At 63.7% G+C, this 14884-nt stretch carries 15 protein-coding genes; 8 read left to right on the forward strand and 7 right to left on the reverse strand.

Features of this window, described 5'->3' with window-relative positions; all coding sequences use genetic code 11:
- Positions 1 to 74 precede the first annotated feature (74 nt).
- Both HU760_RS15615 and HU760_RS15620 read right to left on the reverse strand, forming a co-directional pair.
- A complete protein-coding gene (locus HU760_RS15615; RefSeq protein ID WP_186675724.1) occupies positions 75 to 2435 on the reverse strand; it encodes a DNA polymerase II in 2361 nt (786 codons plus the stop codon).
- A 197-nt stretch (positions 2436 to 2632) separates the two neighbouring features.
- Positions 2633 to 3553, reverse strand: coding sequence for a LysR substrate-binding domain-containing protein (locus HU760_RS15620; RefSeq protein WP_186675726.1), 921 nt, complete (start codon positions 3551 to 3553; stop codon positions 2633 to 2635).
- A 159-nt stretch (positions 3554 to 3712) separates the two neighbouring features.
- Between HU760_RS15620 and HU760_RS15625 the strand changes: the two genes are divergently transcribed.
- The 8 genes from HU760_RS15625 (at position 3713) to HU760_RS15660 (ending at position 9341) form a co-directional block, all read left to right on the forward strand.
- Positions 3713 to 4501: a YqcI/YcgG family protein gene (locus HU760_RS15625; RefSeq protein ID WP_186675728.1), complete on the forward strand. Its 789-nt coding sequence runs from the start codon at positions 3713 to 3715 to the stop codon at positions 4499 to 4501.
- 2 nt (positions 4502 to 4503) lie between these two features.
- Positions 4504 to 5130, forward strand: coding sequence for a LysE family translocator (locus HU760_RS15630; RefSeq protein ID WP_186675730.1), 627 nt, complete (start codon positions 4504 to 4506; stop codon positions 5128 to 5130).
- A gap of 36 nt (positions 5131 to 5166) precedes the next feature.
- Positions 5167 to 6252, forward strand: coding sequence for a hypothetical protein (locus HU760_RS15635; protein ID WP_186675732.1), 1086 nt, complete (start codon positions 5167 to 5169; stop codon positions 6250 to 6252).
- A 138-nt stretch (positions 6253 to 6390) separates the two neighbouring features.
- On the forward strand, positions 6391 to 7086 hold the full coding sequence (locus tag HU760_RS15640; RefSeq protein ID WP_186675734.1) for a sel1 repeat family protein: 696 nt from the start codon (positions 6391 to 6393) through the stop codon (positions 7084 to 7086).
- 121 nt (positions 7087 to 7207) lie between these two features.
- The gene (locus HU760_RS15645; RefSeq protein WP_186675736.1) at positions 7208 to 7900 is read left to right on the forward strand and encodes an AzlC family ABC transporter permease; all 693 of its coding nucleotides are present in this window, start codon (positions 7208 to 7210) and stop codon (positions 7898 to 7900) included.
- On the forward strand, positions 7897 to 8211 hold the full coding sequence (locus tag HU760_RS15650) for an AzlD domain-containing protein (RefSeq protein ID WP_186675738.1): 315 nt from the start codon (positions 7897 to 7899) through the stop codon (positions 8209 to 8211). Before HU760_RS15645 ends, HU760_RS15650 begins: the two co-directional genes overlap by 4 nt.
- A complete protein-coding gene (locus tag HU760_RS15655; RefSeq protein ID WP_186675740.1) occupies positions 8208 to 9041 on the forward strand; it encodes an AraC family transcriptional regulator in 834 nt (277 codons plus the stop codon). Before HU760_RS15650 ends, HU760_RS15655 begins: the two co-directional genes overlap by 4 nt.
- A gap of 72 nt (positions 9042 to 9113) precedes the next feature.
- Positions 9114 to 9341, forward strand: coding sequence for a hypothetical protein (locus HU760_RS15660; RefSeq protein WP_186675742.1), 228 nt, complete (start codon positions 9114 to 9116; stop codon positions 9339 to 9341).
- A gap of 38 nt (positions 9342 to 9379) precedes the next feature.
- Here HU760_RS15660 and HU760_RS15665 read toward each other — a convergent pair whose 3' ends face one another.
- The 5 genes from HU760_RS15665 to HU760_RS15685 all read right to left on the reverse strand — a co-directional run bounded on the left by HU760_RS15665 (position 9380) and on the right by HU760_RS15685 (position 14768).
- Positions 9380 to 9862 carry a copper chaperone PCu(A)C gene (locus HU760_RS15665; protein ID WP_186675744.1) on the reverse strand — a complete coding sequence of 161 codons (483 nt, stop codon included), beginning with the start codon at positions 9860 to 9862 and terminating at the stop codon, positions 9380 to 9382.
- Positions 9863 to 10471 carry an SCO family protein gene (locus HU760_RS15670; RefSeq protein WP_024086651.1) on the reverse strand — a complete coding sequence of 203 codons (609 nt, stop codon included), beginning with the start codon at positions 10469 to 10471 and terminating at the stop codon, positions 9863 to 9865.
- Between the two features lie 212 nt (positions 10472 to 10683).
- Positions 10684 to 11268: a Fe-S biogenesis protein NfuA gene (gene nfuA / locus HU760_RS15675; protein WP_003250416.1), complete on the reverse strand. Its 585-nt coding sequence runs from the start codon at positions 11266 to 11268 to the stop codon at positions 10684 to 10686.
- Between the two features lie 58 nt (positions 11269 to 11326).
- Positions 11327 to 12361: an acyltransferase family protein gene (locus tag HU760_RS15680; RefSeq protein WP_186675746.1), complete on the reverse strand. Its 1035-nt coding sequence runs from the start codon at positions 12359 to 12361 to the stop codon at positions 11327 to 11329.
- Positions 12362 to 12467: 106 nt separating this feature from the next.
- Positions 12468 to 14768 carry a fatty acid cis/trans isomerase gene (locus HU760_RS15685; RefSeq protein WP_186675943.1) on the reverse strand — a complete coding sequence of 767 codons (2301 nt, stop codon included), beginning with the start codon at positions 14766 to 14768 and terminating at the stop codon, positions 12468 to 12470.
- Between the last annotated feature and the right edge of the window lie 116 nt (positions 14769 to 14884).

Below are 14884 nucleotides of genomic sequence, written 5' to 3' on the forward strand. Positions count from 1 at the left end.
CGCCTCCAGGGGAATGGGAGGTGCGAAATTAGTAGCTGCCCCAGGCCAGCGAGTGCTAGCCAGGTACCACCGCGTCAGAACAACGGAAGCTGGCGATCGGTCAGCGCAGCGAAATCATCACCCACGAACGGCAGAATGGCATCGGCGACCGGTTGCAGCTGGCGGCTCAGGTAATGATCGTAATCGATCGGCGCTTGCCGGTTTTCCAACGGTTCGGGGCCTGCGGTGGTCATCAGGTAGCTGATCCAGCCGCCGCGCTGATACTGCTTTGGCCGACCCAGGCGGCTGTTGTAGTCATCCGCCAGGCGTGCAGCGCGCACATGCGGCGGCACGTTGCGTTGATAGTCGGCCAGCGGCCGGCGCAGGCGCTTGCGGTACACCAGCAACTCGTCCAGCTCGCCTGCCAACGTCTGCCGCACATAGTCACGCACGTAATCGCGGTACGGCTGGCCACGGAAGATCCGTGCGTACAACGCCTGCTGGAACTGCCTGGCCAACGGCGACCAGTCGGTGCGCACCGACTCCAGGCCCTTGTAGACCATTTCCTCGCGGCCATCGGCGCGCAGCACCAACCCGGCATAACGCTTCTTGCTGCCTTCATCGGCACCACGGATGGTGGGCATCAGGAAACGACGGTAATGCACCTCGTACTGCAGCTCCAGCGCGCTTTCCAGGTTCATCTGCTGGCGCAGGTGTTCGCGCCACCACAAGTTGACCTCGGCCACCAGTTCGCGTCCGATGCGTGCTGCGACCTCGTCCTCATATGGCCCCTTGAGCCAGACGAAGGTGGAGTCGGTATCGCCGTAGATGACCTCATAGCCCCGGGCTTCGATCAACGCCCGGGTCTGGCGCATGATCTGATGGCCACGCAGGGTGATCGACGAGGCCAGGCGCGGGTCGAAGAACCGGCAACCGCTGGAACCCAGCACGCCGTAGAAGGCATTCATGATGATCTTCAGTGCCTGTGACAACGGCGCGTTGCCCTCGCGCTTGGCGGCTTCCCGGCCCTGCCAGACCCGCTCGACAATGGCCGGCAGGCAATGCTGGCTACGCGAGAAACGCGCGCCCCGGAAGCCTGCCACCGCATGCGCCTCGTCAGGCAGGCGCAAGCCTTCGATCAACCCGACCGGGTCGATCAGGAAGGTACGGATGATTGACGGGTACAGGCTCTTGTAGTCCAGCACCAGCACCGAATCGTACAGGCCCGGGCGCGAATCCATGACGAAACCACCGGGGCTGGCTTCATCGGGGCGGCTACCGAGGTTGGGAGCGACGAAGCCCAGGCGGTGCATCTGCGGGATGTACAGGTGACAGAACGCTGCCACCGAACCACCACTGCGGTCCACGGCAAGGCCGGTAACCGACGAACGTTCGAGGAGGAACTCGAGCAGGCGGGTGTGGGCGAAAATGCGCGTGACCAGCTCGCAATCCTTGAGGTTGTAGCGCGCCAGGGCCGGTTTGTCCTCGGCGAAGCGGCGGTTGATTTCATCCATGCGCTGGTACGGTGTGTCGATGGCCTTGCCTTCGCCGAGCAAGGTCTGGGCGACGCTTTCGAGGCTGAACGACGGGAAGCTCCAGGTTGCCGAACGCAGGGCCTCGATACCGTCGATCAGCAGGCGCCCCGGGGCCTCGGCGAACACGTGGCCACCACTGGCATGGCTACGCAGGGTCATAGGCGTGCCCTTGCGCCCCAAGGCCAGCGGCACCTGCAGCAGCTTGGCGTGTTCATGCAGCAGGCGCAGGTCGAACTGGACCAGGTTCCAGCCGATGATGGCGTCCGGGTCATGCTCGGCGACCCACTGGTTGAGGCAGGTGAGCAGCGCAGCGCGGTCGGCACAGTAGTGCAGGTCGAAATCGAGGCCGGCGGCGGTGCCGTTGGCCGGGCCAAGCATGTACACCTGCCGTTGGCCGCAGCCTTCCAGGGCAATGCTGTACAGCTCACCCCGCTCGCTGGTCTCGATGTCCAGCGACACCAGGCGCAGCGGCGGGCGATAGCCCGGAAAAGGCTTGATCTGGGCATCGCAGAGCACACCATGGGCATCGGCCTGGCCGGTGAACTGCACCGGGGCTGTGATGAAGCGCTCCATCAGGTAACGCTCGGGCGGGCGGATATCGCCTTCGAACACCTCGATACCGGCCGTGCGCAGGCGTTGCTCCAGCTGCATCAACTGCCGGTGCTGGCGGCAGTACAGGCCCAGCACCGGGCGCTGGTCGAAGTCCTTGAGCTGCAGCGGTCGCAGTTCCACACCGGGTTCGTTGGCCAGCAGTACCCGGGCGTGCGCCTCCTGCGCCTGGGGAATGAATGCCACCGACACCTGCGGTGCCAGGCGCAACTGCTTTGGCCCCCGGTCGGTGGCCAGCCAGAACTCCACGCAGGTGCCTTCGGGAGTGTCATGCCAATGCCGGGTCAGGACAAAGCCCTGCTGCAACTCCACCGCGTCGACCTCTGAATCAGCTGTTGAGGATTGATTCTACCTCCATGGCGGCTGTGCCTGTGACCGCTCATTTACCTTTTGCGAGCGCACCGGCCCTGACGGGAATTGGGCTTGGCACCAGCACGCGCTGAACCCCCAAAGACAAATGCCTCGCCACAAGACCGCTTCGCCGGCATACGTCCTGCCCGAGGACGATTTCAGCCATACAGGTAGTTGATGTCCTTGCAGGCCAGCGGCGGCACCTGGCTGAACAGGAACTCGCGCAGCTTGTGCATCTGCCGCGCCTTGGGGCTGGCCTTGAGCCAAGTCATGTAATAACCGTCGCCAGTGGCCACCGCGTGCTTGAATGGTGTGACCAGGCGCCCCGCCCCGAGGTCGGCGCTGGCCAGCACCAGGTCGACCACCGAGATACCTAGGCCTTGCTGGGCAGCAGAGATACCCTGGTCGAGGGTATCGAACACTTGCCCACGGTCGATGCTGATGTCCAGCGCATCCATGCGTGCCAGCCAGCGCCGCCAGTCGCGCCGGTCGGGAGACGGGTGCAGGAGCTCGCACTGAGCCAGGTCGGCCAGGTCCGGTTGCGCCTGGGTCAGGTAGTCGGGATGACACACCGGGACCAGCCACTCGTCGAACAGCTTGAAACTCTCGATATCGGCGGGGAAGCGCCCGTTGGCCAGGAGGATTGCGCAGTCGTAGGGCTCGGAATAGAAGTCCACGTTGTCAATGTCCATCCACACGCTGGACAGCTGCACGCTACAGGTGTCCTCGACTTTCTTGAACGCATCCAGCGCCCGCAGCAGCCAGCGCACGGTGAGCGTGGACGGAGCCTTCAGGCGCAGGCCATAGCGATCCTGGCGCAGCAGGGCGCAGGCATTCTCGATGATCTTGAAGCCTACCTTGAGCTCCTGTGCCAGCAGGCGGCCGTGCTCGGTCAGGGCCAGTTTCGGCCCGCGCCGCTCGAACAGATCGCAACCGAACATGGCTTCGAGCGTCTTGATGTGATGGCTGACGGCCCCTTGGGTCAGGGCCAGCTCTTCCGCGGCACGGGTAAATGAGCCATAGCGAGAGGCCACCTCGAAGGCACGCAGCGCGTGCAAGGCCTGAATCCGTTCCGACATGGCGACGCCCCGAGCATGAACAAGACTAATAGTAGGTCATAGTTCCACGCGTTTTACAACGCCCGAATCGTCTCGGAAAATGCAGGTAAATAATAAAGATAACCAAGATCCTGCCTGCATATGACTGGAAAAATCATCTAATAAACGCCTGGGGAAATCATGTTTACGGGTTATGGAACCTGCTATCGCCTGGACGCACTGGAGCTGGCCGCTGAACATGTCCGGTACACGCAACACTGGACCTACAAAACCATAGAACATTTTCGCACTGTCCTCGCCAACCCCGAGTTCCCTTGCCTGTTCGGCCGCAAGGCTGTGAACGGCGCTACCTGCCACATCCTCTTCGCCCGCGCCGAGCAACTGGCCGACGACATTGCCCAGGGCCTGGCCGATTACGTGCGCACGGTCGCACCGATCCCAACCAAGCAGCGTATCGGCAGCCCGCTGGTGGTATTCCTCGAAACCGCTGCCGACTACACCTTGGCCGAACAACAGGCGCTGGCCTGGAAAGTGTTGCGTGGCGTGCATGCGCGCGATCCGCACCCTTGGCCGCAAGGCATACCGACCGATCCAGAAGACAATGGCTGGTCGTTCTGCTATGCCGGCATGCCGCTGTTCATCAACATGAATTTCCCCGGCCACCAGCAGATGAAAAGCCGCAACCTGGGGCCGCACATCACCTTCGTCATCAACCCTCGGGCCAACTTCGACGAAGTGGCCAACGCCAATACCGAAAGTGGCCAGCGGATCCGCGAACGCATTCGCGAACGCGTGCGCCACTACAACGACGGTGTCATGCCCGACACCCTTGGCTTCTTCGGCGATGCCGACAATTACGAGTGGAAGCAGTACCAACTGCAGGAGGCAGGGTCGCTCAATCCCTCCCGCTGCCCATTCCATGCCCATGCCGCACACTCGGCCACACCCGACCTACTGATCGAGACCTGACCGTGAATACCGCACTCACCGCTACCTACGCCCTTACTGTCCTGCTGCTGATCGCCACACCTGGCCCGGTGGTGGCACTGATCGTCAACACCGCAGCCGCCTCTGGCTCGCGCAAGGCCATGTTCACCGCCGTCGGTACCAACTGGGCTTCACTGGTGCTGATCGGCGCGGCCGCCTGGATCATCCTCACCAGCGCCGCCATCGACAAGACCTGGCTGAGCGCCATGAGCCTGCTGGGCTGCCTGTTCATCGGCTATATCGCCGTGGGCACCCTGAGGGAAGCCCTGGGGGCAACTGCAGACGAGGCCCCGGCCGAGGTGGCCAAGCCCGGCCGCGGCGGGCTGCTGCAAGGCTTCATGGTGGGCATTTCCAACCCCAAGGACATCATCTTCTTCATCGCGTTCTTCCCGCAGTTCATCCAGATTACCGAATCGTTCGGCAAGAGCATGGTGGTGCTGTCGCTGCTGTGGGTGGCCATCGACTTTGCCGTACTCAGCCTGTACATCTTCGCCATCGGCAAGATCGCCTCGCAGCGCAGCAACCGCATGATCAGCCTGGCCTCGGGCGTCGCCCTACTGCTGATCGCTGCCGGTGGCCTGCTGTACAACCTCAGGGAACTGGCAGCCTGAGTGCTGCAGGCGCCCGTTGCAACAGAAGGAGAACCCATGACAGCGACAGACCCGAACCGGGCGCCTTCAGCATTGCAACAGGACTACCAGCGCTTTCTGCTGCTGGGCAGCCGGCGTGCCCCGCACATTGCGCATATCCATGAAACCGGCTACCGCTCCGGCACCATCAACACCGATGCCCTGGGCCTGCGCTACAGTCATTGCGCCGGCAAGCGCTTTTCGGCGGCCGAGCGCGGTGGTGCAGCGCGCATCAACCTGCTGGTCGGTGGTTCCACCGCCCTGGGCATCGGCGCGAGCTCCGATGAACACACGGTCGCTTCGCACCTGTCGATGCTTACCGGCGAAGTCTGGCTGAGCCTGGCCGGTTGCGGGCTCAATGCCAGCCAGGAGCTGCTGATGTTTCTCACCCACCAGCATCGCCTTGGCCAGCTTGGGCATGTGGTGGTGCTCAGCGGCGTCAACAGCCTGGCCCATGAAGCCCTCTGCGAAGTCCTCGGTAACCCGCACGATCCGCAGCACGCCAAGGCCTATCAGGACTTTCTCAACAGTTTCAGCGAAGGCATGCAGCCTGCCGCGGCGCCCCGCCGGCCGTCACTTTGGCGGCGCATCAGCCAGGCCTTGGTGGCGCCGCCTCCGGTCGAAACACCAGCCAGTTGGCCGCTGTCGCCCCCGGAAAAACGCATGGCTCGCGCCGCCGACCACATTGGCCGCACCCTGCTGCAATGGGACCGTCTGTTGGCGGACAACCACTCCACCCTCACCTTCATCCTGCAACCGCTGCTACCTTGGTGCCGGGATAGCCTGCCAGCTGGCGAGCAAGCCATGCTGGACGCGCTGGAGCGGCAACCGGCAAATTTCGACCGGCTGCTGGACGGCGCATTCGACAGTCAGTTGCACTCGGCCTTCTTCCGCCGTATCAAGCACCAGGCCGACCCGGTCCCTTGCTACGACATGAACTGCATGCTCAGCAGCTCACCGGTGTTCGGCGCCGACCTGTTCATCGACCGCCTGCATTTGAACGACCTGGGCAACAATGCGCTGGCCAAGGTCATCACCGCCAAGCTTGGCCTGGCCCAGGAAAAACACGCGCAACGCAAGGGCACGCCCGTCAAGCTCGTCTGACAGTTGCCGGATGCTCTTCCGGCCAGGCCCCTTGGGTGGCTAGAATAGGCCGTCGTTCCGATCTGCGCGAGGCGCACGCTTGACCGCCATGAACATCGAAGCCGTCCATCAGTACCTGGCCCGCCATGGAGCCTGCCTGTGAGCCGCATGCTTCGCTTGCCCCCGCTGTTGATCGCCCTGATACCGCTGGCCACGCAGGCGCTTGAGGTACGCATCGATCCGCATGCCGACCTGCTCTACCGCCAGGCACTGCCACTGCTGGAGCAGGCCGACAGCCCGGACGACAGTGCCAGCACGCTGCGTACGGTCATGAGCGCTGACCCGGAACTCAGCCGCCAGGGCCAGGCCATGGCCCACACGCTGCCCACTGCGGTTGCCTTGCTGAAAAAGTCGGTGGAGCTGGGCCACCCGGTTGCACAGTACCGCCTGGCGCTGTACTACATGACCTACCTGCCCGCTGCACAAATCCCGGATGCCGCCTGCCCGTTGCTCGAAGCCAGCCTCAAGCAGGGCTTTGCCGCAGCGGCGCCGGCCATCGCCACCTGGTGCCCGCCCTACAACGCCAGCAGCGAGTACCGTGCCGCGCTGGAAGCCATCCCCAGCATGGCCACTCTGTATGCTCCTTACTACCCGCAGCCCGCCACACGTCTGGCTTGCAACCGCAGCAGGCCACAAGGGCTGGAAATGCAATGGGGGCGCCAGCGCGACTACCAGGCCGAGGTGTACCGCCTGCTCGGCGACCTCGACCCGCAACACCGCCAGAGCCTGCTGCAAAAGGCGGTTGAGATAAACGGCTGCGTAACGGCGCAACAGCATCTGAGCAGCCACCCCTGAGCACGCCCCATTGCGACACAGGTGCGCCGACAAGGAACCGCGTCGACCAGCAAGATCGTTCAAGCCATTCCCCCGCGCCATCTGGCATGCTGGCCTACCTTGTACACGCACTGCAGCCATCATGCCCCACCTTGCACGCCAAGCTTTCCTCCACGGCGCCATCGCCAGCCTGCCGCTGTCGCTGGCCGTCGCCCCCTGGGGCCTGCTGGCCGGTTCCATGGCCATCGAGGCCAACCTCAGCGCCTGGCAGGGGCAAGGGCTGTCGGCCATTGTCTTCGCCGGGGCAGCGCAACTGGTCGCCATCGGCATGCTCAAGGGCGGTGCCAACCTGGCGTCAATCCTGCTGACCACCCTGTTGCTGACCTCACAACACCTGCTGTATGGCCTGTCGATGCGCCCGCTGCTATCGCGCCAACCGTTGCGCTGGCGGCTGGGCCTGGGTTTCCTGCTGACCGACGAGTTCTTTGCCCTTACCAGCCAGTACGACCAGCAGCAATTCAACCGCTGGTATGCCCTGGGCGTGGGCCTGACGTTCTATATCGCCTGGAATCTGTTTACCCTGGCCGGCATCGTGCTGGGCCAGAACATTCCCCATCTGGACCAGTTCGGCCTGGACTTTTCCATCGTCGCTACCTTCGTTGCCCTGATCGCGCCATTGGTGCGCAACCTGGCCACGCTGGTATGCGTGGCAGTATCGCTGTTCTGCTCGGTACTGTTCAGCCACTGGCACTGGGAAACCGCCCTGGTAGCGGCAGGCCTGCTGGGTATGAGTGCCGGTTTCATCTGCCAGAAATTCGCCGGAGCCCGAGCATGACCTGGATCCTGATTTTCGCCATGGGCGTCATCGTGTTCCTCAACCGCTATGCGTTCCTGGAGCCACGCCTGCCGTTGCGCCTGAGCTCCAACGCCCGGCAATTCCTCGGTTTTGCCGTTCCGGGCATGCTTACCGCGATCTGCGCCCCGATCATCTTCATGCCCGGGCACCAACTCAACCTGAGCCTGCTCAACCCCTACCTGCTGGGCTCGCTGGTGGCCGTCGCCCTGGTGTTGTTGACCCGCAGCGTGTTGCTGAGCATGCTGGTGAGCATGGTGATTTTCTACCTCCTGCGCAGCTGGCTGGCATGAGCACGCCCCTGCGCGAACAGACACACCTCTGGCAGGCGCCGGCACTCGGCGACGTCGAGATGCTGCACGCACGCTATTTCCAGCAGCGCTTCGCCCCGCATGTGCATGAAGGCTATGTGTTCACCGTGATCGAGTCGGGCGCCCAGCGTTTCTGGCACCGTGGCAGCGAACACCTGGCACCGGTCGGCAGTATGGTGCTGATCAACCCAGACGAGCTGCACACCGGCGCCACCGCCCACGAAGCCGGCTGGCGCTACCGTGGCTTCTACCCGGAGCACGAGCGGGTAACCGGGGTGCTCAAGGAACTGGAACTGGGCCGCCACGGCATGCCCCGCTTCAAGGACAGCGTAATCCAGGACCCGGCCCTGGCCAGCGCCTTCAGCCAGCTGCACCAGCTGTCCGAAGCCGGCGCCAGTGCCCTGCAGCAACAGACCGCCTGGCGCCAGGCGGTGCTGGCCCTGGTGCAGCGCCACGGGCAATGCGCCGAACCTGCGGCTCCCGGCCAGGAACCGCTGGCAGTGGCTCGCGCCCGCGAATTGCTGGAAAGCCAGCTGGCCGACCCGCCCTCGCTGGAAGCGCTGGCGGCGGCGGTCAACCTGTCACCGTTCCATTTCGCCCGGGTGTTCCGCCAGGCCACCGGCCTGCCACCACATGCCTGGCTGAAGCAGCGCCGCCTGGCTCGGGCACGGGAGATGCTCAAGCGTGGCTGGGCAGCCTCGGAGGTGGCATTCGACCTGGGTTATGCCGACCAGAGTCATCTGAGCCGGCAGTTCAAGCAGGCCTATGGGGTGACACCAGGGGCCTACCGCAGCGCTTGCCTGCAGGCCTGAACTGCGACAGCCGGCCTCAGGCGTTCCAGCCAGCCACTGCTACACTGACAGAGCTGAACGGAGGATCCTGCCATGTCCGAAAGAGAGCTCACGACCCTGCTGTCGCTGATAAACCAGCGCCAAGCCTGCCTGAGCAGCGCCTGCAAGGAGATTGCCGACTGGATCGACCGGCAGGGCGATGTGCCCGCCGCCGGCAAGATCCGCGCGAACCTCAAGGCCCTGGAGGCCGACGAGGCCCAGGTACGCAAGACCCTTACCTCGCTGACGCTCGACAGGCCACTGCCCAAGTTTCGCAGCTGAAAAGATCAGGGCCGCTTTGCGGCCCTGTTTCAAATCTGTCAGTGATTCATGTGCATGTGTTCATGCCCTGCGTCCGCCTCGGCGGTGAGCGCTCGCACTTCAGCCTGCACGTCCACGGTTTCCCTGGCGCCCTTGGCATCTTCGAAGGTCAGGGACAGCGGCACTTTCTCACCCTCCTTCACCTGATTGTTCAGCCCCATCAGCATCACGTGCAGGCCATTCGGGCTCAGCGTCACGGCTTTGCCGGCTGGCAACTCGACGGTTTTCACCTCGCGCATGCCCATCACGTCGCCGTTCATGGTCATCTCGTGCACCTGAACGGTCTTGGCCACCCTGGATGCCACGCCCACCAGTTTGCTGTCGCTGCTGGCGGTCAGGGTCATGAAGGCGCCGGTGGACTGCTGGTGCGGCACACTGGCACGCACCCAGGCATCGCTCACGGTAGTCTGGGCCAGGGTTGGCAGGGCCAGGCCCATCAGGACCAGGGCGGCCAGGCCGCGCTTGATCGGTTGCATCGACATTCAGCAGATCTCCATCAGGGTAACCAGGTCTTCGGCGCATTCCTGAGCGGTCAGCGAATGGCCCAGGCTCAGGCGCAGCGTGCCGCGCGTATCGTAGACATAGCTGGTGGACGAGTGGGAAACGGTATAGGTATCCCCAGCCGGGACCTTCTCGTAGAACACCTTGAATTCCTTCGCGACTGCGGCAATTTCCTCGGGGGTGCCGGTAAGTGCGGTGAACGACGGGTCGAACGCCTTGACGTAGGCATCGAGCACTTCCGGCGTGTCGCGCTCCGGGTCCAGGGTAATCAGCACCACCTGGAACAGGTCGCGATCGCGGCCTCTGAGCAGCTTGCGGATTTGTGCAGCGCGCGCCAGCGTGGTCGGGCAGACCGCCGGGCACTGGGTAAAGCCGAAGAAGATCATCGGCATGCTGCCGTAGAAGCTCGACAGGGTGCGCACATTGCCCTGGGTGTCCTTGAGGCTGAACTTGCGCCCCAGGATCTCGTTGCTCATGTTCTTGCCGTACTTGAACTCGAGCCCCCGGGCCGGGCTGCAGCCTGCCAGCAGGCCAAGCCCGAGAACGCCCATCCCGGCGACAACCGCGCGCCGGGTATATAGATCATTCATGAAACCGTCCTTTACAGGGAAGGTGCCGACCCTCGGGACGGGCCGGACGAAAAGCCGGGGCATTCTGGCATGACACCCCGAGGGGTTCTACCCGGGCAAGACGATGGTCGGCTGCAGCCCTTTGAATACGGGCTGCGGCCTGTTGTCGCAGGGCTTGAAACAGTAACACTTTGTTGCTAAGTGCGCGGCCTTGCAGGAGCGGCCACCCAGCCTTAGTAGTAGGCGTTCTCTTTCTGGCTGTGGTCAGTCACGTCGCGTACGCCCTTCAGCTCGGGAATGCGCTCGAGCAGCGTGCGCTCGATGCCTTCCTTCAGGGTTACGTCGGCCTGGCCACAACCTTGGCAACCGCCCCCGAACTGCAGCACGGCGATGCCGTCGTCGACCACGTCCACCAGGCTCACCTGGCCGCCATGACTGGCCAGCCCAGGGTTGATCTCGGTCTGCAGGTAGTAGTTGATGCGCTCGTTGATCGGGCTGTCTTCGTTGACCATCGGCACCTTGGCGTTCGGCGCCTTGATGGTCAGCTGGCCACCCATGCGATCGGTGGCGTAGTCGACCAGCGCGTCTTCCAGGAACGGCACGCTGACGGCATCCAGGTAAGCAGTGAAACTCTTCAGGCCCACGGCGGTGTCGTCAGGTTTCTCTTCGCCCGGCTTGCAGTAGGCGATGCACGTTTCGGCGTACTGGGTGCCTGGCTGGGTGATGAAAATGCGAATGCCGATGCCAGGCGTATTCTGCTTGGAAAGCAGATCGGCCAGGTAATCATGGGCGGCGTCGGTAATGGTTATAGCGCTCATGTAGGTTCCTCACAGACTTGCGGCCAAGTGTACGCCAACCCGGCCTTCGAACAAAGTCCTAGTATTTGACTCGGGAAAGCGCATATTCAGGGGCTGGCTCCCGTGGCGCCGCCAGCCAGGCCTGCAGGCGCCGGTACAGGCCGCGCTCCAGCCAGCGGTAGCTGAACCACGACATTAGTCCAATGGACGGCACGCACAGGGCGAACACCAGGTAAGGGTTCAATTGCAGGCGCTGGCTGGCGAACCAGCCGACATACAGCACCAGCACATGCACCAGGTACACCGAATACGAGCAGTCGCCCAGGGCCTTGAGCAGCCGGTTGCCACGGAACAGCGGCTCCAGGGCGACGAAGGCCAGCACGATCATTGCGCTCGGCAGCCCCCAGTTCAGCAACCGCCGGGAAGCGTCCAGGTAATAGATCGCCAGGCCGGCCAGTACCAGCAGCATCAACGGCATCCAGCGGCCCTGACGGATCAGCCCGCTGCGGTGCAGCACGCCCAGGCCGATGCCGAGCAGGAATTCGTAGATGATGTCGTTGTTGTAGAAGCGGCTGAGCACGCCCAGCCGCCCCAACACTTCGCTGGCCAGCAGCAGCGCGGCGGTAACCAGCAGTTGGTGATGACGCTGGCGCACCAGGAAGGCCAGGCCGAACAGCAGGTAGAAGAACATCTCGAAGTTCAGCGTCCAGCCCACGTTCAGGGTCGGATACAAGCCGTAGCCACCCGGGTTTTCCGCCGGGATGAACAACAGCGACAGCATCAGGTGATGCCAGCTGAATGCCTGGTGTGGCATCCACTGACCGAAGGCCAGCAGCAGCGTGGCCATCAACGCCGTGTAGAACCAGTAGGCCGGAACGATGCGCAGCACCCGGTTGAGCAGGAACTGGCGAGGCTCGATGGTCTTGTCACGGGTCGACAGGTAGATGACCAGCCCGCTGATGACGAAGAAGATATCGACGCCTACAGCGCCACGGTCGGTAAGCAGTTGGCCGATGGGGCCCGTGGCATGGAAGTCGAAGAAGATCTGCATGAAATGGTGGCAGACCACCACCCAGGCGGCGAACGCCCGCAGTGCCTGAAGCGAATACAGCATGGAATACCCTGCGATTGCCGGTGCGTTGAGGCCTTTGGGCTGCATGGCAGCCCGGGCCACCCAGCGCTTCCGACCGCAGGGTATGCGGAAAGGTCAGCCCGCCCGATCAGAGGTTCTCGTAGCGGTTCATGTCCAGCACGCCCGCCTCGGCCGGCTCGGTCTCCTTGATGAAGCTGTTCAGGTCATGGAAGTAGCGCCAGAACTCGGGGTGGCTGCGACGCACACCCCAGCGCATGACGATGCGCTCTAAGCGCGCGGCATCATCCTTCGCGTATTCCATGTCCTCGACGAACTCCGGCACATCCCCGGCCGGGATATTGAAGATGAAGTTCGGGTAGCTGCTGAGCACGCCCGGGTACAGGGTCAGGGTATCCAGCCCCGGCTGGTAGCGGTATGCCTCTCCCAGCAGGAAAGCCACGTTGCTGTGCGCGCGGTTGCGCAGCAAGCTGTACACCTGACGCTGGCCACCCGCCCCTTCGATGCGCAGCATGGTCGCCTCGGGCAGCTGGTTGATCACCTTCAACCCGGCAGCCGGGCGCGACACCAGGCGGCTGAGTGCCTGCTCGACATTGCGGAATTCTGCGCTTATCTGCGGCCGAGAGCAGTATGCGCCCTGGCAGCGGTTGATCGGGTCGGGCGCGGCATTCAGGCTGCCGGTGCGCTGCAACAGTTTCAGGCCGAAGTCGCGCTTGGGGTCGCGCGGGTCGAGCTTGATGCCCGTTGGGGTGTCGGTGTCGATTTCCTCGTAGTCCATCCACATCTTCACCTTGCCACTGTTCTGGTACCAGTCGCCGAGGATCACCTTGCGCTGGTCGGCCGGCATCAGGCGCAGGAAGTTGACTTCGGCACCGTTACGGATGAGGTCGAAGTACAGACGGGTCTGCAACTGGTGCGAAACGTTGCCGAACACGTCGAAGTTGACCGCCAACTGGTAATAGGTGCGCTCGAACAGCGGGTAGTCGAACAGCCACACGGTCAGCGGCACATCGCCGACCAGGCCCTTGGTCACCGAGGCGCTGTCGAAGTGGCGGAAGATGCTCAGCAGCGCATTATCGTTGCCGGCCCACAACGTCGCCCAGCCCGGCGCCGGCATGTCGGCATAGGCTTCGCGGCGCAGTTTCTCGTACTCGTTGCGTTTGTCGCGGTAGGCGTGCCACAGGCTCAGCACACTGCCCACGTCATCGATCTGCCCGGGCATGGCCAGCAGCGGCGTGGCCTCGCCCCGGTACTTGGCGTCGGTGATGTAGCGGTCATGGGCCGGCTCCTGGAACAACGCCCAGAAGTTGTCGCGGATCACATCGGTGGCGATCTGGCCACGGCAGACCGGGCCACGGATGAAGGTCCGCACGAAGTACTCGGCGTTATCCAGCATGAACTGGTAGCGCGCCACCGCCGGGATCGCCTCGAAGGTCTCGAACGGGTTGGCCCGGTGGCGCGGCCCGTAGCCTGGCAGCGCGGTGGCATGCCAGTCGCCGGCGTAGAACAGTTGCTTGACCCGCTTGAGTTTCTGCGGCCCCATCGGGTAGGTGATATGCGTCTTGTGCACGATCACGCCCTGCACCGGAATCAGGCGGTAATAGAAATCGGTGCCCGGCGGGTCGTTGGGGCGGCGCGTGGCGATCAGGTCGACCGGCTGGCCGCTTGGCGTGCGCGAGCGCACCCACTGGAAGAAGTGGCCCTGCTCGCCACCGGCGAAGTAGATGTGGGCCAGGAACAGGTGCTCGTACAGCCAGCGGCCGACCAGTGCCTCGGTGGAACCGGGGCGGTTGAGCAGTTCTTCCCATTCGGCGATCTGCGTGGCTTCGGCTGCGCTTGGCTTGATTGGCTGGTACTCGACCGGCGCCCCGGCGGCCAGCCAGCGGCGCAGGGTGTCGTACTCCTTGTCGGTCAGCCCGGTTACCGCCAGTGGCATGCCCTCCCTGGGGTGGGCGCCGGCATAGGCGTCGAACTCGTGAGGCAAGGGGCACATGTTTTCCCGATTCAGGCCCAGGACGATGTCCTCGGGCAGCTTGGCATTGGGCGTAAGCGGGGTCTTGTGCCCCAGTTCGAGCATGCGCGCCATCAGCGCGGCCTGGCTGCCTTGGCTGTCGAGCACCGAGTAGAAGCCCTTCTTGCGCCACTGCGCCTCGCTGTGGGCATCGTAGAACAGCCGCGTGGTGGGCACCGCCTTGCTGCGGTCACCCTGGTACACCGGGACCTTGCTGGCCCCCCGCACCGCGCCCTCAGGGCTTTCCAGCTTCAGCTGGCAGGCGGCGTCGTTGCAGGCGTGGCAGGCCACGCATTTCTCGGTGAAGATCGGTTGGATGTCCCGGGTATAGGAGATAGCCGGGCTCGATTGGGGGGCTTGCCCGAACGCCACGCTGCTGATCAACAGCGCGAAAGCGGCGGCAAGGATACGATGCACCATGTGCGGAAAGTCCTGGGTGTTGAAAGCCATCACGTTTGCCTGGTCGTCCTTGGATGCACCGCTTGCAGACGCCCGCCAACATGAGCAGTTTTCATGCAAATGGGCGACATGCCTAA

Source organism: Pseudomonas oryzicola (assembly GCF_014269185.2).
GTDB lineage: Bacteria > Pseudomonadota > Gammaproteobacteria > Pseudomonadales > Pseudomonadaceae > Aquipseudomonas > Aquipseudomonas oryzicola.